11 protein-coding genes and 2 pseudogenes are annotated in these 19,071 nt (G+C 59.2%); 7 read left to right on the plus strand and 6 right to left on the minus strand.

Going from position 1 to position 19,071, the window contains the following annotated elements; all coding sequences use genetic code 11:
- Positions 1-222: 222 nt before the first annotated feature.
- A complete protein-coding gene (locus tag ACZYZ4_RS13905; protein ID WP_463861784.1) occupies positions 223-2,358 on the minus strand; it encodes a CHAT domain-containing protein in 2,136 nt (711 codons plus the stop codon).
- Positions 2,359-2,679: 321 nt separating this feature from the next.
- On the opposite strand from ACZYZ4_RS13905, the gene ACZYZ4_RS13910 reads away from it, so the two are divergent.
- The 5 genes from ACZYZ4_RS13910 (at position 2,680) to ACZYZ4_RS13930 (ending at position 14,149) form a co-directional block, all read left to right on the plus strand.
- Positions 2,680-6,411 (plus strand): AAA family ATPase, encoded by a 3,732-nt coding sequence (locus ACZYZ4_RS13910; protein ID WP_463861786.1) that lies wholly within the window; start codon positions 2,680-2,682, stop codon positions 6,409-6,411.
- Positions 6,412-6,915: 504 nt separating this feature from the next.
- Complete coding sequence (locus ACZYZ4_RS13915; protein ID WP_463861787.1) at positions 6,916-8,304, plus strand: DNA cytosine methyltransferase; 1,389 nt, start codon at positions 6,916-6,918, stop codon at positions 8,302-8,304.
- 36 nt (positions 8,305-8,340) lie between these two features.
- A complete protein-coding gene (locus tag ACZYZ4_RS13920; protein WP_463861789.1) occupies positions 8,341-10,257 on the plus strand; it encodes a DUF262 domain-containing protein in 1,917 nt (638 codons plus the stop codon).
- A 268-nt stretch (positions 10,258-10,525) separates the two neighbouring features.
- Positions 10,526-13,051: a Z1 domain-containing protein gene (locus ACZYZ4_RS13925; protein WP_463861791.1), complete on the plus strand. Its 2,526-nt coding sequence runs from the start codon at positions 10,526-10,528 to the stop codon at positions 13,049-13,051.
- Between the two features lie 15 nt (positions 13,052-13,066).
- Positions 13,067-14,149 carry a PD-(D/E)XK motif protein gene (locus tag ACZYZ4_RS13930; protein WP_463861793.1) on the plus strand — a complete coding sequence of 361 codons (1,083 nt, stop codon included), beginning with the start codon at positions 13,067-13,069 and terminating at the stop codon, positions 14,147-14,149.
- A gap of 92 nt (positions 14,150-14,241) precedes the next feature.
- On the opposite strand, the pseudogene ACZYZ4_RS13935 reads toward ACZYZ4_RS13930, so the two are convergent.
- A pseudogene (locus tag ACZYZ4_RS13935) lies at positions 14,242-14,733 on the minus strand (alkaline phosphatase D family protein); the annotation flags it as partial.
- Here ACZYZ4_RS13935 and ACZYZ4_RS13940 point away from each other — a divergent pair.
- Both ACZYZ4_RS13940 and ACZYZ4_RS13945 read left to right on the plus strand, forming a co-directional pair.
- Entirely contained in the window at positions 14,635-14,835 is a 201-nt protein-coding gene (locus ACZYZ4_RS13940; RefSeq protein ID WP_463861795.1) for a hypothetical protein, read from the plus strand. The pseudogene ACZYZ4_RS13935 and the gene ACZYZ4_RS13940 sit on opposite strands and share 99 nt — an antisense overlap.
- A gap of 738 nt (positions 14,836-15,573) precedes the next feature.
- Entirely contained in the window at positions 15,574-16,515 is a 942-nt protein-coding gene (locus ACZYZ4_RS13945; protein WP_463861797.1) for a hypothetical protein, read from the plus strand.
- Positions 16,516-16,680: 165 nt separating this feature from the next.
- On the opposite strand, the gene ACZYZ4_RS13950 is transcribed toward ACZYZ4_RS13945, so the two are convergent.
- From ACZYZ4_RS13950 to ACZYZ4_RS13965, 4 genes and pseudogenes are all read right to left on the minus strand, one after another.
- Positions 16,681-17,436, minus strand: a complete 756-nt coding sequence (locus ACZYZ4_RS13950; protein WP_463861799.1) for a hypothetical protein — start codon at positions 17,434-17,436, stop codon at positions 16,681-16,683.
- Positions 17,437-17,460: 24 nt separating this feature from the next.
- Positions 17,461-17,829, minus strand: a pseudogene (locus ACZYZ4_RS13955) (transcriptional regulator); the annotation flags it as partial.
- 379 nt (positions 17,830-18,208) lie between these two features.
- Entirely contained in the window at positions 18,209-18,556 is a 348-nt protein-coding gene (locus ACZYZ4_RS13960; RefSeq protein ID WP_463861803.1) for a VOC family protein, read from the minus strand.
- A 289-nt stretch (positions 18,557-18,845) separates the two neighbouring features.
- Complete coding sequence (locus ACZYZ4_RS13965; protein ID WP_463861805.1) at positions 18,846-19,058, minus strand: hypothetical protein; 213 nt, start codon at positions 19,056-19,058, stop codon at positions 18,846-18,848.
- Positions 19,059-19,071: the final 13 nt, after the last annotated feature.

The raw sequence follows: 19,071 nt of genomic DNA on the forward strand, positions 1-19,071 counted from the left end.
GAGCACCGGGGGCCGCGTTGACTGCTCCTTCCGGATGGGCGGTTCCAGGTGTGCGGCAACGGCCGGGTGATGCCGAATGGTGGTGGATGCCACCCGGGCGGCCACGGCGATGATCCGGGTTATGAGGCCCTGCTGGCGCATCTGCGCCACTCCGGATCAGGGGCGGTCCGCCTATGTTCCCGCGCGGATACCTCTCGCCTACGGCCTTTCGTCGTGTTTCGCTTAGATTTTGGACGGATCTTTAGGCTGTTGTAGATGAATCCGATCGGGATCACCGATGAGGCAATAGAAAGCAGACTCGGGAACATAATCGTTTTTCAACCAATTCGTAACGCGATCCTTGTCCCCGAAACCGTCGGCGATCTCCAACAAGCGGGCTTCCGTATCACCGTAGACGCTCCCGCGACGGAGCCGCTTCGCTGAACCGCCTAGCTTGAATATTTCGTGCGGGGAGGGACCCCCGGCAGGAGGCCGAGTCATGAACCACTTCTCAAACATCGGGTGCCCGGACGTTACATCGTGGACAGCGTTGCTCGTCTGAACGCGATGCCATACTTCGCGGACCGACCTATGATCCGCTCGGCCGGCCAGAACTTCGGTCATGTAGACGAATAAGCGCTGCATCAACACCGCGTTGTGTAGGACGTTCACAGGCACCAGTGTCCCTAGCACGGCGATGGCCCCTTCGCGCAGAAGAAGATCGGCAATCGTAACGGCGCCGGTCCCTCTTGGTGCGACATGGCAGGCGCTCAAGATGACCAACGGCGGCAGCGGGCCAAGGTCGATGCCTAGCGAAAGTTCTTTTCCGACTTGGATGCCCGCCACATTTTGCGCGGGATTGGAAAACCCGTGGGCACTAATGACCAGAACGTCTGGCGTGTGCTCTGCGATGGCACTTCTTAGATCATCGACCGACAAGGTTGCCTGGTATGTCATCGACGACCGAGGATCGTCTCGGGAAAACATTGCGGAGACGGCCCCCCAAGCCCGTCGAGAGGCTTGCCCGACCGGGTCCTCGGCAAGAATGCACTCGGCCACTAGCACCTTGAATCCTTCGCCAAGCTGCGCGTCGCGTCGTGGCAACAAACTGTTCGGGACCGACCTGGTCAAAGGCAGGAGCGGACGGTACGAAACGGGCATCAAACATGAGAGCGCGTCAGATGATCCCGGAGGGCTGCTCAGTCCGATGGGGAAGCTTCCAATGACGGTGAGAGCGGAGGACCGCACTAGGTTGTTTGCCAAGGCGGCTTCCCAAACTGGCAGCATTGCTTTGTTCAGCTGCCTTAGCAGTCTTCGCACAGCCGGCGGGCGCGCGCTTTGGCCACGCTTTGCAAGGTCGGAACAGTGCTGCTCTAATGCGGCCAGGGCTGTGAAGGCTTTGGGAGGAACGGCAGGCATCATTATCCCCATGGAGTCGTCGGCGACGGCTTGATGTGCAACCAATAGTGCGACGGCCGAGGACTCAATCTCAGAATCGGAGGCACCCTCGTAGCGTTCAGGCCAAACTGAGATGGATGGGCCACCAGGGGTCACGACGGGCGTAGGCGTATCCTCGTACTGCACCTGGTACAGACGCCGCTGCTTCGGGGACACACCCGGCAGCCCAATCGTTAGTGGGCGTCGAAGTCGCTGCGCAGCGGCTTCCCACTCCGACGACAATCGATCCCCTGCCTCTGCCGCTGTGCAGTTCTCGGAGTCAAGCTGAGCGAGTGCGGAGACAAGTGCTTGAGTTCTCCAGGCCTCAAGAACCATGCTCTCTGGATCGGTCGGCAGCTCCATGCTCTTGTTGCCGAGTTGTCGTAGTAAGCGACGCATGGGCAGTTCGATTCCCGCCGTATCCAATGCCCTCACAGGTTCGATGTCGGCTTCGCGCAATCCTGCAGGAATAGGACCAGCCTGGATCTCAGCAATGGCCTTCCAATGGGTCCGCAACGACATCGTGGACAGCTCAGAGAACACGGCCACGGGCAGGCTGAAGTTAAGGTCGCGGCCCAATCGGTCTAGCTCCGCGCGCTTATCATCAGGACCTATCAGCAGGGTGCGAGACCATTCGTTCGGAATCCCCATCACCGACCGGCGCACCAAACCCATAGGGACTAGCAGCACATTGTGCGCGAACGCTGCCTTCTGAAGCCAAGGCAGGTATTTGATTCGAATATCAACAACGTCATGAGGGCTCTTGGGCAGATGAAGGCAATACCAAAGAGCCGGAAGGGCTGGAACGATCTCTCGGCTTAGCAGTTGGGGGCGCGTACCGCCCTCGCCCGATTGCTCCCAGTCAGTAGTGATGGGGCTATATGCGGCATCCGAGTCGTCTTCCGAGGAGAAAGCCACCACGTAGAGGATTGGTTCGCTCATCTATACGTCTGCTCCAATGTCCGAGCCTCCCTTTGGCGGCCATGGGCCCTATTCTTGCATCTCGCCAGCTGTGGCCTGAGTGTCGCAATCATGCGGGGCGTTCCCCTTGGGTAAGTTTGAGTAAGCCGCGCTAAGGGAGGGCCCGTCCGGGCTTAGATTGGCTCTCGGAACAGTCCCGATCTGATCAACAGTAAGTGCTTCTACACAGGAAGGTCGGTTGCCATGGTCGGCGTTCAACACCTCTCAATGCGGGTCCCGTGGCGGGATAGGGCATGGGATGACCGTGTATGCGATTCACCTTTGGGGAACTCTTCCTGCACCTTGCTGGCGAATATCGGCACCAGGCGTGACGATGCCTACGAACAGGCCAATGCGGGTTCGACCTTCTCCTCCCTTGACACCAACCGGCTGCCTTGCCTTAGCGAGCGGGCGACCTTCATGTCCCCGAACGGCTATCGGGTGACTAAGATTCACCCTTACGGCAATAACCGGGCCCTCAAAGGAACTCTGCACCCCACACCTGTTGATGTTCCGGGCTACGCGTTCGAGGCGCTGCCGTTCCGGTGGCTGAACCGAAGCTCCCTTTACAAAGAAATTGGTATCAATCGGGTCCGAGGTTTTAACCCGGACGCCGAGGGCGCCGCCGATGACGCGTTGGGCTGGAACGACGCAGCTTGGGTGATGGATGGGGAAAACCAGCAGGCGGTCATCAGGGAGTTCTTCGACCCGGTGGCAGCTGGCGACTCTTTGGTGCTCATGTACCTCAAGCACTCACCGTTCCAGGAGGGGGAACTGACGGGCCGGCTCCTTGTCGGTGCCGCGCGGATAACCCAGGTCATGCAGCCACCCATGTGGCGGCAGAGCGGGAATCCACCGTTCAACTCCTCCATGTGGGAGACGATCGTGGCCCACAGCCTACGCCCCGGCATGGTCGACGGGATCCTCTTGCCGTACCAGGAGCTGGTGCCACTCTTGGACGCCGGCACCGACGTCTCCGCGGCATTGGCGTGGTCGCCCGAAGGCCGCGACATCGAATTCTCATACGTCACGGAACATGTCAGTGACGACGCGGCGATCCAAGCCCTTACCAGCCTGTTGACCGCAGGCAGAGCCTGCCAGGATCTCGGTGTAGCGTTGCCGGACACCGCCCTAGCATGGGTTGAAGCCCAGATCGAGAGGCTTTGGCAGTTGCGTGGGCCTGTCCCTGGATTAGCCGCAGTGCTCGGACATCTCGGTGTAGAACGACCTCAGGTGGCAGCACGCGCGGTTGTGGCGTCATGCGATGACAACGCCGACCCATGGGAATATCTTGCCGCGGGATTCGCTGACCGTGCGCACTTCCGCGCCGCCGTGCAGGGTGTCCTCGGACCATCCATCGGCCGGATCTGGAACGGGCAAGATCAAGTGACGCAAAAGGCCCTCAGGCTCCTGTCGGCCATGGACATCAGCCAGGTTCAGGTGACAGCTCTCATGGAGGGCGACACCGCGGTCTCCTTGACGGTCGAGGAGCTGCTTGGGAACCCGTACTTGGCCTCGATCTGCACCTATGGACGGGACGGACGCATTCCGTTCACCACTGTCGACCGGGCCTGCTTCCCGCCTGCCCATGTCACCTGGCAAACGCCACTTCCGGATACGGCCCGCATGGATGACAACCTCGACCGCCGACGCGTCGAGGCGCTGTTGATCGATGTTCTGGAGGGCCGCGCCAATCATGGCGACACGCTGCTCCCGCAAGGCGAGGCCCTCGACCATGCGGCCAGCTATGGACTGACCCAACCGCCCCAGCTTTCCGCAGTCGTACTAAAGGGTCTCGGTCTGGACCATGCGTCGCTGCAGGAGATGCAAGACGCGGGAGTATGGTCGCCACTACTTGGCGTTGATCTTGCCGACGGCTCAGCCGCTCTAAAGTGCCTGCGCCACGATGACATCTCGTACGTTATCCGTGCATGGGTCGAAGAGCAGCGCGCCAAGTCCGATTACGGCGAACTAATCGCCGCCCGCGAGTTGCTGGATCGATCGCTCGACGAAACTATCGCAGTGTCGCCAACCAGGGAAGTCGACGCAACCGAAGAACGCGCCCGAGCCGAAAAGGCCGCTGGGCTTTCCCAGCTTTTCTCCTCACCGCTGAGTGTGTTGATCGGGCCCGCAGGCACCGGCAAGACGACGCTGCTGCGCGCGCTCGTCGGACTTGACGGGATCGCCACCGGATCTGTCATCCTTCTTGCACCTACCGGCAAGGCCCGGGTGCAGTTGCAGACCAAGGTTGGGCGTCCCGCCAAAACGTTGGCCAGCTTCCTGGCACCTTCCGGCCGTTGGGACGGTGCGCGATACCGAGCAACCGAAGATGTTCACACCCGTGTGCAGGCGGATCTCGTTGTTATTGACGAGGCCTCGATGCTCACCGAGGAGATGCTGGCGGCAACCTTAGATGCGGTCCGCGACGTCAAGCGAATCATCCTTGTCGGTGATCCGCGCCAGCTACCGCCGATCGGTCCGGGGCGCCCGTTCGTCGACCTTGTGACCGAGTTGCGCCCCGGCGCATTACCCGATGCGGAGCGTGTGGCTGCCGGGTACGTAGAGCTGACCGTCACCAGGCGTCAGTTGCCAGATGGCAGCAATGGAGTCAGACAAGACCTGCAGCTTGCGAGCTGGTTCGGTGAGCGTTCGGGCGGCGGTGCCGACGATTCTATTTGGGAAGATCTACGGCGGGATCCCTCCACTCCCACCATCACTTACGAACCCTGGGGAAGCCGCACCGCGGTCGAGACGCTGACCGACGCGCTGCAGCGGTTCCTGCCGGAACTCGCCAACAATGACGAATCTGAGCGCGGGTTCGCTTTAACCTACGGCGGGACTGAAAACGGTAAGTATTTGAACTGGGAACTCGGGGCAGGGAAGAGTGCAGAGGAATGGCAGATCCTCTCTCCAACCCGTTCCAGAGCATTCGGCGTCACCGAACTGAACCGCCACCTCAAGCGCACGTACCGCGCGAAGGATCTTGACTTTGCCCAGCGCCACGGACGGTGGAATGTTCCGCGCCCGATTGGCCCCGAGCAAATTACGCGCGGCGACAAGGTTATGCAGACCCGCAACGCCCGGATGCAAGGGTGGACGCGCGACCAGACCGTTGAAAAGCTGGACTACGTCGCCAACGGTGAGATCGGGGTTGCGATTGGCCGTCTCGTCGCCGCGACCAAGCGCCCAAAGAGCGCCCTGCAACTCGGCGTGGAGTTTTCGTCCCAACCCGCAGTCACCTACTCCTACTGGCCTTCTTCGACCGATGACCCACCGTTGGAGTTGGCGTGGGCTGTTACGGTACACAAGTCGCAGGGATCGGAGTTCGGCACCACATTCGTTGTGCTACCGGCGCGCACCAATATCTCTCGCGAACTCATGTACACGGCGCTTACCCGGCAGCGCGACCGCGTCGTGATACTTCACGAAGGAACTCTCGAAGATCTTCGCGAGCTAGCCCATCCATGGCGCTCCGAGACCTCTCGGCGCCTCACGGACCTATTTGCTCGACCGGATCCGGTCACACTTGAACTTCGGGGGGAGGCTCGCCGATTCGAACGAAAGCTGATGCATGTAACGGCGAGCGGTGTCCCCGTAGCTAGTAAAAACGAGGTCATCGTCGCTGCGATCCTCGACGAACTCGTGCCAGGCCATTGGGAGTACGAGAAGCCACTCACCGGCACTGACGGCCGAACCGTCCTACCCGACTTCACGATCACCCTCCCAGACCGAAGAACCATCTACTGGGAGCATGCCGGTATGCTCGACCTGCCCGACTATGCCCGCAAGTGGTCACTAAAAAAACAGTGGTACGCCGACCAAGGCATCACATCACACGATAGGGGATTCGGAACGAACGGAAGTCTGATGTGGACCGACGACCGCAACGGCGCCGATGCGCAAACGTGGAAAAACCTCGCCCAAGCCGTCTTTGGGACGATCCTGCCCACCCGCCCGCCCCCTGGAAAGGACGCCCCCCGCGGCCGCCGCGCAGCAAGAAAGGTGAATCCCGCCAGGCCTCAATCGAAACCTTGACGAGCGGCACCCTAAGTCTCCAGGCGCTCAGTTGATGCATGGTTGTTGGGAGCAGCCGAATTACGAGTTCACGAGCGCAGGAACCGTCTTTAACCGCGACGACAGTGATGTGTGTACAGACGTTTACTGCCATACGGCAGAAAAGGGCAACTAAGGTGGAACGACGCCATCTGAGGCTTGATGCCGTTCGCCGGGCACCAGTTCTGGAACCGGCAGAGGTGAACAGTGAGTCGCAGTCGCTTTAGTTGTAGACCCTCACCACGCTCACCGAGGCAACCATCGATCTGCGCCGGTCAGGGCCGCCATCGTGCTGGTAGCCCTGACCGGTGGCGGCATGACGTGTATCAAGGATCCAGCTGTGGCGAGGATCTCACTGCGGAGCCTCCCCGCGACTTGACTTGACTCGAAATTCGGTTTCGAGGGGCAGGGTCGTGCGCGTCGTCATTAGATGTCACCGGTTGCTACTATCCTGAAGTTTGATATTCGCGACCCTAGACTTAAAAATTGGAGAACTGGTACGTGCTTCAGAGAACGCCGGCGTTCCGCTTCATTGATCTCTTCGCTGGCCTCGGCGGTTTCCACGTGGCGCTCCAAGAATTGGGTGGCGAAGGAGTGTTTGCGGCCGAGTGGGAGCCCACTCTCAACGCGCTATACAAAGACAACTTTGGTCTCGAGGCGTGGAAGGACGTCAACGACCTCGACCCCGTAGATGCCATCGATTCGATAGTCCCCGACCACGATGTGCTGGCAGCTGGTTTCCCATGCCAACCGTTCTCAAAGGCGGGCGAACAACTCGGCTTCGAGCATACCCTTCAAGGGCGCCTCTTCTTCAAGGTCTTTGACATCCTAGAGGTGAAGCGGCCCCGGCGGTTCATCCTCGAGAACGTCCCAAACATCCTTCGTCACCGCGGCGGAAAAACCAAAGACACGATTGTCGATAAGTTGGAGGGCCTTGGATACCAGGTAGCGATCAATCGCTTTTCGCCGCACCAGTTCGGAATTCCGCAGATCCGGGAGCGGGCCTACTTCGTTGGCTCATTGGACGGCCTCGGCGACTTCGAATGGCCGACTAAGGATAAGAAACCCACAGACATCACATCGGTCCTACGCCATGATGTCCAGAAAGTGCGTGCGGTGCCAACCCAGACACTTCGCGCGATCGACATGTGGGGCGACTTCCTGCGCCGGTCACCTAGTCGGGTTAAGCTCCCCTCGTTCCCGCTCTGGTCGATGGAATTTGGGGCCACATACCCGTACCAGGACACGACTCCGCCAGCGATCTGGGAAACTACAGGGCCGCGCGGGCTCAGCGGACTTCACGTCCGGGGGAACTTCGGGTTCGAATTGGATGGCCTTTCGATCCCCGAGCAGTACGCTCTTGTCCCCAGCCACTCCCGACGAGAAGGCGACCTAAGCTTCCCTCGCTGGAAGCAGACTTTTATTCGGCAGAACCGGGAGTTCTACCGCGAAAACGAACCATGGATTAGACCGTGGCTGAACGAGTGGCGGCCATGGGAATTCCCATCCAGCTTCCAAAAGTTTGAATGGAACGCTCAGGGTGGCGAACGGAACATCGACAGGTATGTGCTGCAGGTGCGGGCCTCCGGCATCCGTGTAAAGCAGCCCACGACGGCGCCCAGTCTGATTGCTATGACCCAAACCCAGGTTCCGATTCTTGGCGCTCAAATTGCTGGCGCCAGGAGATACATGTCCCCTGAGGAGTGTGCGGCATTACAGAGCCTTGGGAGTATCAAGCTTCCAACTAGCGAATTGGCCGCTTATAAGGCACTCGGCAATGCTGTCAACGCCCGGGTTGTAAAGGCAATCGCCGAACCACTGCTAGACGGATTCAAAACCCGCGTCAGGCCAAACAAGCTATCCAAGGTTGCCTGAACCGAGGACTTTCAGACTTTCTAGAGAGGCACGAACGTGACCGAAACCCCCGACCAACTCGACGAGGACCTTAGCGATGACCCCGCCGTTCAGTTGCAGAACGACATTGCAGAACGACTAGCGACCCTCTCGGTCGTCGCGGACACGCCGACCGACTTCGACCAGGCAGGCGGATCCTTTGATGCATCGGAAGTCGACTTCGCCTCCAGTGCGTGGATGAGTCGGCTGGCTGATGTTCAGGGATGGCTTCGCCTTGACTACGAACTCTCCAACATCAGCGCTGATGAATTTAGTGTTGAACTTGTGTCGGCGCTAGGGATTGACCCTGTCGAAGCCATCGACCGCTCCGGTCTATCACCGCAACTCACGATCGCTGCCCTGGGCCACCTGTACGAGCGCGCCGATCAGGCAGTCCGTATCCAGCAAATTTTCGTGCAGAAGTACGAAGAGGACTCCGTCTCCCGTGCGGCAGCCACCAAAGCCTGGATCGACGCATGGGAGGACGAACCCGAGGCTATACACGCCGAACCCTTAGAACCGGTGTCCGCAGAGGCGAAGACTTGGTATATCTCCGCTTTCACCGGTAAAAAACTCAACCTCACGCCTTCCTACCAGCGCGGTGACGTCTGGGGGGCTTCTGCCCGCCAGATGCTTATCGAGTCCATTCTGCGTGGTATTCCCTTACCATCGATTATTCTTCTCCAGTCAGAAGATCCTAGGCAGCCATATGAGGTTGTCGATGGTAAGCAGCGTCTGACGGCAATTCTCCGCTTTGTAGGCAAACACCCCCTTGCCGTTGACCGAGTCAGGGAAGCCGACAAGCATCATGACCAAAATGGAATTCTCCTGAAGGAATTCCAGGAGAATTACCCACTTTTCAAGCGCATGTGGAAGAAATTGCAGCACGAGCAGGTGAGTTCGAAGATTGAGGATGAATACTTCTTCCCTTTCAAGCTCCGCAACAGCGATCTGGGTCTAAGTGGCCCACTGCAATCCCTTCAGGGCAAGTACTTCACGCAGATTACCGAGGAAGTGATTCACGCCGCTGACGAGCAGGTCCTGATAAAGGACCTATTCGAGAGCGTGCCGAACTACCAGATTCCGGTCATCCTCTACAAACGAGCCAGTCAGAGCCAGATTCACGAGGTTTTCAACCTCTACAACAAGCAGGGAATGCACCTGAATGCCGAGGAAATTCGTAACGCAATCTTCCACGAACTTCAACTAACCCGGGCGACGCTGGTTGCGGCCGGTGACTCCGACCCTCGCACCCAGCTTAAAGATATTTCGCCTGCTCTTGTCGACGTTTGGCCGGAAGTCGAACACCTCGGTGCAACGCTGCGAAGCTATGGTTTTGGAGAGTCGCGTTATCGACGAACGAAGGTTCTCTCCTGGATCATTGCCACTTTGCTGGGTGAAACAAATGGCAAGGATATGCCATCAACAGCACGTCACATCGACGATCTCCTCAAACGAGCGAAGCATAAAGCCGACGACCCGCTCAACAAGCCCGATGCAGTCGCGGAACTTTTCAGATGGGTCGCTGCATCGGCAAAGATTCACGCCTCCTATGATGAGGAACTTTGGTCCCCAAAGTTCAAAGATGGTGACGCTGGGCAGAAGTGGCAGGAACTCCAACTCGTAGGCTCGCTATTGGGCGTCGCCATCGCATATGCGGCCGATCCGGACCACGTCGAGGGAAAAATAGAGGCTGCCGCCGAGGCCATTTTTGAGGCTTCCGCCACTGCCGATTTAGGTGAAGAAAGATCCGTGTGGGCACGCCCAAAGAAGACTCAGACCAAAACGCAATGGATTTTTATTGCGCGAGTTGCAAAAGCAGTCGTCGACTTGCTGGAAGTCGACTCAAAAGACGCGTCGGACAGGATCAGAAATCGCTTCGGTTCATCGGGTGTCGATTCCCTGATGGCCATTCTGGGCAATGACACCAAATAATTCTCCGTGGGGTAATCACTTGCCAACTGAAACTGTATATACACACCCTCGCATTTCAAGTCCGCAGGAAGACACGTGGTGGTGGCGGTACACCGCCACTCTAAGTGGGCTAAGCGAGACTTCACGCGATGTCCTCGAGGCTGACTGCAAGTACATTGTCAATCGCGGCGTTTTCGGCCAGGGCGACCCTTCAGCGCAGGTGTGGCCAGCCAGTCGTGCCAGACGCGGTCTGGTCATGGGATCTGTGCAGTCAGGCAAAACCGCCTCGATGCTGGGCGTTGCCGCCCTTTCGCTCGACCGTAAGGTCGACATCGTTGTGGTATTAGCGGGCACGCGCCTGTCGTTGTGGCAACAGACACTCGATCGGCTACAACTGCAACTTGATACAGGTGAAGACTCTACGGACAAGCAAAGGCGCCGTATCCTCCTGCCAAAAACACCACCCTCAACGGCCATATCGCTTGCAGCGCGTTACCAACTTACGCCGGTGCGTGTGCAGAGGGCTATGGCCAGGCGGCAACCGATTATCGTGGTCGCCCTAAAGCATGCCGGGCATCTCCAGGCCCTCCGCCGGAGCCTAAGCGAGTCTGTATTTGGCGTGATAAGCGAACTGAACCGGCCCGCGCACATGCTCGTTCTCGATGATGAGGCCGACGACGGCTCAATCCTTGACGCAAACGTTGAGGCGTCGCAAGACCCTTTGTATGGCAATCTCAAACAGATTCCCCGGGCAATCGTCGACCTCTGGGCGCCTCCCTCCCAAGCCGCACCTGCAAATCTGTTCGCCACCTATGTCGGTTACACCGCAACCCCGCAGGCAAATTTTCTACAAGACGAACACAACCCACTAGCACCGCGGGATTTCCTAGTGGCTCTCCGTACTCCACTGGACCGCGGTGGCGTGTCCGTGAGGTCATCTACCTTCACTGAGCCCAGGGGAATCAACGACTACTACACAGGCGGAGAGACCTATTACCACCGGGGACGCGAAGCGGGCCTGTGTATCCCGACGACAACGAATCCCACCGAAGACCTGGCGGACTCCATCCGGGCGTTCCTTGTTGCAGGGGCAATTCGTATTCATTGGGACAGCCAAAGGCTAGGACCTGTCGCAGCAGCCCGGACCGACTTCGAATCCGCCGATGCAGTGACGGCCGCTGTATCTAGACCTCACGCCATGCTCATTCACCCGTCCGCACTGGTTGACGAGCATTTTAGAACCGCGGAGGACGTTCTACTTTGGGCCGGGACTACCAGTCGGGAAGAAGCAAGGTCTCGCCTAACATCCGGCGACAGTTATCTCCCCGAATCCCTGAGTTTCCAGCTGGATGCGGAGGAGGAAAAATGGTCAGTTTGGATCGACCGATTTAGTGACTCTGCTCAAAGAATCCACCTTGAGTTCAACACTCCAAGCCCACGCCAAATACCTGATTGGCAAACGGTCAAAGACATCCTGACGAATGAGATTATCCCGGGAACCAGGGTTGCGGTTGTCAACAGCGACGTGACGGCCGATGATCGTCCAGAGTACGCCGCGCTACAGAATGAAGACGGAACATGGCGAGCCCCGCGAGACCTGTCCACTATCTTTGTGTCCGGTAACGTTATGGCTCGCGGACTCACCCTTGAAGGGCTGACGACAACCTTGTTCCTCCGCACCTCCAACAGCCCCCTCGCGGACACTCAGATGCAGATGCAGCGATGGTTCGGCTATCGCGGCTCGCACATCGAGCTTTGCCGTATCTTCGCACCCCAGCAACAGATCGATTTCTTCACTGATTACCACGACGTCGACGAAGCCCTGCGGGCCGTAATTACCGACGCGATGCAGGATAATCTGGTAATTCCTAGCCCCGTGGTACTTCAGGGACAGGAATTTCTGGCCACCGGGAAGATTTCTAACATAGGCAACAAGCCGCTATTTCCCGGCCGCAAACCGTTCATTCCTTTGATCAACAGTGGTGACCATGAGGATCCCAATGCACGACTCGTCGCCGACCTCTTCCAACAGGCGCGTTCGGTGGATGTAGAAGTCAGGAACCGCGTGCGTGGGCGCATTCTCACCGAGTCTCTGTCACTCGCTCAGGCCGCCGATCTTCTTGACCAATTGAAGTACGACTCCTACCGTCCTGGTTCGGACAATTGGCAGGGCGCGCTCTGGTCCCAGGTGGAGGCAAGGGTGAACGCGATTCAGCCCTTGCCAATTGGCAAGCGGCTTTACCGCCCCGCCGAACCGTCGGGTGATTCTGATTCCCTGGTACGCAAGGATTGCCCTTACGCTATCCCGGCGTACTTTCGGCTGTGGGAAGAATGCCTTTCGCGCCTTGTTCGCGGCCTGTTCGTAACAGGCAAACGTGACGAACTGTGGTCGATGGTCTCTCTGGAAGAGAAGAGACGGCATCAGCCAAGGTTCTGGGTTGGCATTCGTTACGGCAGCGGTTCAGCCGCCGGAGGCCCGCTCGGTGCCCTACCATTCGACGTCCCTGTGACGCAGAAGGCGGTCGTCGGCAGTCAGATCGCAACGACTTGGGGAGCGAACGACCCCAACGCAGGACCGGCAGACTATAGGGGGGACGAATACTTCGACTTTTATCACCGAGGAGAAGATCTCCCAGAAGTAGTGGCAGGTGAGGAAACCTGGCGTCCTGCTGGCTCTGACGGCCAAATCCTCTTTTACGTGAATCAGTTGCCTGATCAGGCCTACCCAACGATCGCTGTCGGAGTGTGCGTCCCGGCCGGTGGGCCCGACCAGTTTGCCGCATATGTTCAGCCGCTTCGTTCAACCGTGGCTTAAGGAGGTATGGACTGAATGCCGAGCTACGAGCAACTGCTGGAGTGGATACATGAACTTGCACGGCCAGATACGACGACGCAGCGCAACATCCGCTGGATCACCGATTCACATGTCGTAGGCATTTCGAAAACGCCTCAAGATCGAATAGAGATCTTTTTGGCAGGCCCAGAACTGAATCCTGCATCGCGAACCATTAGGGAGGCAATCGAATACCAGCCCTGGTGGCATCTGGACGCCCAGGATGCGGCATTCAGGGCCAACCGCCTGCTGCTGCCAGCTGCCGGCCACTTCGTTCAAGTCGCTGCCTTCCTCTGCTCCGAACTGCTTCGAAGCGGCGCGGACGACGATCTTGAGCAGGCCTTTAAGAAAGCGGAGCCTGTCATTGAACTCGCCATCGAGCGCCTGCGGCTCTCCGACGCGGCATTCATCGGACTCGCTGGCGAGCTGCTGCTACTCAACGCCATCTGCCAACAGGCGGACGACGTTGACGTCGCCAATGTAATCGAAGCGTGGTCCGGCTGGCAGAAGTCTCTAAGAGACTTCACCTGGGGTACCGTCGGGGCCGAAGTAAAGACCACAACAAATGCGACCTCCACGCACCAGATCGAAGGAATGCATCAGATTGAGTTGAGCGACGGCGCGACGGGTGGTATTGATGAGGCCAAACTCTACCTCGTGAGCGTCGGCCTGCAGCCAACAACTCCGCACGAGAACTCATTCACCGTACCGTGGCTTGCCAACCAAATCATTGCACGGCTGGAATCGGTCGGTCGACAAAATGGGGTTTGCGGCTTTCTCGCGCACTTGAGGGAATATGGTTCAGGATCCGGGTTTGGCTACGACCATCAGACGATGTCGAATGATCCACCATTCACTCAATCATTCGCGATTATTTTCGTCCGTGCTTACGACATGACGGACCACAACGTCTCAGTCCTTCGCAGAGCGGATGTCCTCGCATATGAACATGTTGATGTCGGTTCTCTCACATATAGAATCGACCTGCCGGCTAGGGTGTTCGGCAACCTAAACCCTGTTGTAGGCCTCAACCAGGCAACTCGGGCCATTTTGGGTCTCCCTGTAGGTCTTCAGCCCTGAGTGCTAACTGAATTGACCTCTGAGGTTGGTATGTGACATGCGCATGAACCCCCGGTGAAGTGGGGCTTGTCGAGAGCGTCCGGGAGGTCTGGGTTCTTGTAGCTGGGCCTGTCGTTATAGAACTTCGAATGCCAGGTTCCTGCCATCATATTACCCGCTATGGAGCCGGTGCCGGTGGAGGTAATCGAGGTGCAGGCGAGTTCTGCGCCGACCACGGGGGAGGCCCGGGTCCTTGTAGTCCACCTTGACGTCGTTGGCCCAGTTGCGGTGGACGTCGCCTGTGAGAACCACGGCGTTGCGGACGTTCGCGTCCACCCCGCCCAGGGTATGCGTCGGCGGGATGAGGCGTAGCCGTTTCACCCGTCCATGGAGACGTCGTCGATCTCGGGAGCCTTGTTACGGTCGCGTTCGGCGAAGTACACCTGCTGGCCGAGGATGTCCCAGTGCTGGATGGAGTTCTTGACCCTGTCCAACAGCCACTTCTCATGTTCGGCGCCGGTGATGGTGCGGTCCTCGGCGAGGCGTTCGGCGACGTGCTTCTTCCAGCCGTCGCCAGCGCCTTCGTCGTTGCCGTACTGCCGGTTCTTATCACGTTGCTGGAAGATGGATACCTGGCCGCCGAGGCAGTACGGCAGAATTGCTTTACCCGAGGTCAGGACGCGGGAAAAGCTCTTGAAGGATCTTGATCAGCTTGTGGCCATGGAGTTCATCGAGCTGTATGACTTGGCTTACCTTTGGTGGGGATGCGCGATCGTCGGAGCCGTAAGTCGCGAGGTGCAGAACCCGTCCGTAGGTCTCGTCGTCCAAAAACTGATACGTGCAGTCCACTTCGGTCCGATGCAAGCGAACTGCTGAGTTGCCGGGCTCTAAACTTCGAATAATTGCCATGAAATGAACAGTAGCGTCTCAGCGTGCATTTGGCGGTTTGGCGCTCGACGCTGGCACTTTCAGGATGACGAGTCATGTGTCAGGAGTTCGCCATGTGTCTTGTTGTGGCGGATCGTGATGATCGTGGTTCTGGAGTCCTCGAACTGCATAGCCAGTCGCTTTATGGTTCCCCTCGCTGTAGCAAAGTGGTTTCGTATTGCTTTGACCTCTGGTCATGAGAGCTTGGCATTGAAGTGCTCTCGGGTGGCTGTTCTCGTCTTGCCATGCCGGACGGTGTCTTCACTCGAATTGTGTTAGTTGAGAACGGCTCAGTATTGCGGCGCGAGATGTGATCGCCCGACACGCATTTGAATCCGAGTCCAGATTAGTTAGTGCGAGAGGACAGCGGTGACGCATACACCCCATTGGCTATACGCGATCTAGGAGTAGCTTGAAAATCCATTTTGTCGGATTCGGTCCCTCGCCGTGGTCCGCCTCTGGAACAAGACGGCATCGTCGGTTATCAGTAGTGACGACCCCTGCCGTAGGGTCGCCCCATGGAGAATAGCTCAAAATATGAATTTGCGCGCGTAGAAGAACTGGCTGACCTTGCGGAGGCATGCCGCACGGCGTTTCTTACCCTAGCCAAGTGTGCATGGCAACCGTCGTCGGGTTCAGCCGCTTCCTCAGCTCAAAACACACTTGCTGGGAAAGATCCTGCAAACAGCGAAGGCATTCTTGCGGGCTTCGACTTGGTGTCTGAAGTGGTCGTGACATACCTGGAGGTTGCGGCTCATCACTTGGGTGGCCTCGCTTCGGTATACCGTCATGGGGAGGTGATGTTTTCGCCGCTGCCACTCGTACGGTCAGTATTGGAATACTGTGCGCATGCAATATGGGTACTTGGTGACGGCTCAGGGACCGAAGACGACATTCTGGCTAGGGCTTATCTCGAGGAGTTCGCAAGCTGCGAGTTCGCAAAATTCGCTGCCGGCCGTATGAGTTCCAAGCATGACGGCCCCTACGAGCAAGCGCAGCAGCGTTGGGTTGCAGTCCGTGCTCGTGCAATTGCTGCTTTCCCCGACACCACGAAGGATGATTTGAGCGAAAGTAAGCCGGGGCGGACGATCTCGAATCAAGTTCTGCCGTCCCCGGAAAAAGCTGTGTCGTGGATGTTTGAACTGATTGAGAAAAATGCCAACGGCACTTTGAGCAAAGAGAAATCCGAAGGCGTTTACTCGTTTCTATCGAGTGGGACTCATGCATCTCTTTACCAAGCTCGCCAACTGCGGAAGTTCATTGACCAAGGCGAATATCTCGGGACTGTCCTTAAAATCGACGTAGGCTTCCTCGAAAAGCTGCTGGCTTTGGGAGTAATTGCCTTCTATAACGCGTTGTCCTACACGATCTCCTATTATGGGCTACCGACTGAAGGCCATGCCGAGCTGACCGTCAAAATCGATGCGGTCTTGCCTGGACATTTGAGGCCTCGGGAGTAACAGGCTAAGCAAAGCGATTAGCGCTGGGATCCTGGGGATTCTGCTCGGCTTCGTTGGGGCTCACCGATTCCACCTGGCGACAAGAGTTGGGGCGTGGTGCAGGTTGTCGTGTTCCTTAGACATTTGCTGGGAGAGGATTCGACGGACTCAACAATGGGGCAGGACTCACCCAACTGCGGACGCCCGGAACGACAGATACCGCGCATCCCCGCGTCCCACCAGCTGTCCCAGCACCTCGACTGCCGCAAAATCCACGCAGCCCATATCCGTGGACAGCCACCGGATAATGAGCCCGGTGTCAGCGCTGGACCGCACGGCCGCCCCCAGCGCCAGGTCCAACCGGTGCCGCAGGAGCTGCACGGCCATAGTCCCGGAACGGCTGAGCAGGGGCGCGCGGTAAGCGTCGAGCGCCTCAGCAACCCTGCCCTCGCGAAGCAACTGCAGCACGAGCCCTGCATCGGAACACCCGGCGAGCCCCGCAACAAGGCGGTAGGGGTTCGACTCCACCGCATCGCCCAGCACGGACCGGACCCGGAACATCTCGGTGCGGATCGCACGCGGCGTGCCTGCGTCGCCGTGGAGCTCGTAGGCCAGTTCCTCGGCGGTCCAGCCCTGGGTCCGGGAATCCAGCAGGGCAAGGATCTCCGCCCGGCGCAGCGTCAGCGGCACCCGGCTGCCGTCCCGGAACACTGCCGCCGGTTTGTCCCCAAGAAGCTCCAGCGACTCCACGCCAACAGAAGGCCGCCGTACAGCCTGCCGGGACGCGCGAACGGGAGAGGCACCCAAAGCGGTCCCGCCGTCGGGAGTTCCCAGCAGCGACTCGGCCACCCTGACCGCGCACCGCACCATCCGCAGCGTGTCCGCGCTGAGGGTGTCCAGCGGTCCGGAGACGTCGAGCACGCCCAGCAACTTACCCGTCAAAGGGTCCGTGATGGGCGCCGCCGTTCAGGCCCATTCGTGGTGGGTGCGGATCAGGTGCTCGGCGGAGAACAGCTGCACCGGCCGGCCTGTGACAAGCGCCTCGCTCATGGCGTTGGTGGCGATCCCGGCCTCGGACCAGTCAGCCCCTTCGGAGAACTCCAGCCGGTCCGCCCGCCGCAGCACCGCCGGGCTGCCCACCCGCCACAGGATCTCGCCGCGGGCGTCGGTCAGCACCAGCAGGTGCCGGCCGGAGCTGGAATCGTCGGCCAGCAGGTCTTGAAGCGCCGGCATGACCTGCTGCAGCCGGTGCTCCCGCCGCAGTTCCAGGACGTCGGCGGCGTCGTGCAGGTGCCGGGGGCTGTGCTGGTCCGGGCTGATGCCCAGGGCCATGGAGCGGCGCCACGAACTCGGTTAGGTAGTGTGAGAACTAGCAGCACGCCTCCGAATTCCTCTGGTGGGCCAAGGGCAAAGCCTAGACGAGACGGCAACGCCAGCAGCCACCTCAACCGCAAGCCCTGCGTCCCGGAACTTCTGCACCTGCTCGGGGTCGGCGCCGTCGTCCGTCACCAGGGCCCAGCGGACTGACAGCGGCGCCCTCGCGTGGAACGGCCACAAGCCCAGCCCTGGACGAGTCCGCGAAGACGTGGACGCTGTTGCCGCGGCGGCCAGGATTTCTTGAGCCAGGTCTGGGCGTGGTCGGCTTCGCAAATGCCGGTGCTCAGGTCGTGGGCTCGTATCCGATCAGCCAGTGCAGTCCGTGACAATCGATGACCTAGCCATCAGAAGCGCCCCAGGGCCTCGGGGAAAGAGGATCGACTACAGTGCCTTCATTCGCAAGCTTGTCGAACCACTCGTGGAGCACCGCCGGTTCGGCTGTCCCGAGCAAGGAGAGCATGATGCCCTCGACCCGGACGCTCGTCTCGCCAGCTGCCGCATCGGATCCGCCTAAAGCGACTGGGCCGCTGAGCATTCCGTGGGCTATGGCGTCCGGCGGCCCGTCGCTGCGGCTGAATTCCTTATAGGTGTGGATGGAGAGTTCACCGCCAAAAACGTCCGCGTAGAAGCTGAGCGCTTCACGGGCAGTTCCGGGGAAGCTGACATAGATCTGCGGTGCCGTCATGTGCACATCATACGAGGGCCGGTTGAGTCCGTTACCGCGGGTTGCGCCGACGGTGGCCACCTTAACCCCGGCGTGGCTGGCCTTCTACACGTGACCGGGTCGGCGCCGTCGGCCGCTACTAGGGTCCAGGGCGGCGCCAGTCGCCAGCTCCACTCCAGTGCAGGCTGTCCATGAAAGCGCGCTCGGGCACCATCCCGTCACGCTTTAGCTGCCGACTGACTGCTTCAGGGCCAGTACATCGAGGATTGCTCGGCGCTGAGGCTGAGGTGACCGCTAGAAAACCAATCGATCAGTCCGCGCGGAACATCGCCCTCGCGGTGCGGCCGATAACGCTGGTCATGGTCGCGTCCACTGCGCCGCCGACCACTCCACCGACGAGAGGTATACCTTTGGCCAAGACAACGAGCCCACGCTTCGTGCCGTACTTGGCCAGCAGCATGAAACCGACCTTCTTGTTGATCTCGCGAATTAGCGCGATCGGGATCTTCTTGATCGCCTCCATGGCCACCTTCTGG

The sequence above is a fragment of the Pseudarthrobacter adonitolis genome, assembly GCF_055412845.1.

Coding starts and splice junctions, on each gene's coding strand:
- ACZYZ4_RS13905 (WP_463861784.1), bottom strand. CDS start 2,358: ATGAGCGAACCAATCCTCTACGTGGTGGCTTTCTCCTCGGAAGACGAC.
- ACZYZ4_RS13925 (WP_463861791.1), top strand. CDS start 10,526: ATGCTGGGCGTTGCCGCCCTTTCGCTCGACCGTAAGGTCGACATCGTT.
- ACZYZ4_RS13930 (WP_463861793.1), top strand. CDS start 13,067: ATGCCGAGCTACGAGCAACTGCTGGAGTGGATACATGAACTTGCACGG.
- ACZYZ4_RS13940 (WP_463861795.1), top strand. CDS start 14,635: ATGTTCGGCGCCGGTGATGGTGCGGTCCTCGGCGAGGCGTTCGGCGAC.
- ACZYZ4_RS13945 (WP_463861797.1), top strand. CDS start 15,574: ATGGAGAATAGCTCAAAATATGAATTTGCGCGCGTAGAAGAACTGGCT.
- ACZYZ4_RS13960 (WP_463861803.1), bottom strand. CDS start 18,556: ATGACGGCACCGCAGATCTATGTCAGCTTCCCCGGAACTGCCCGTGAA.
- ACZYZ4_RS13965 (WP_463861805.1), bottom strand. CDS start 19,058: ATGGAGGCGATCAAGAAGATCCCGATCGCGCTAATTCGCGAGATCAAC.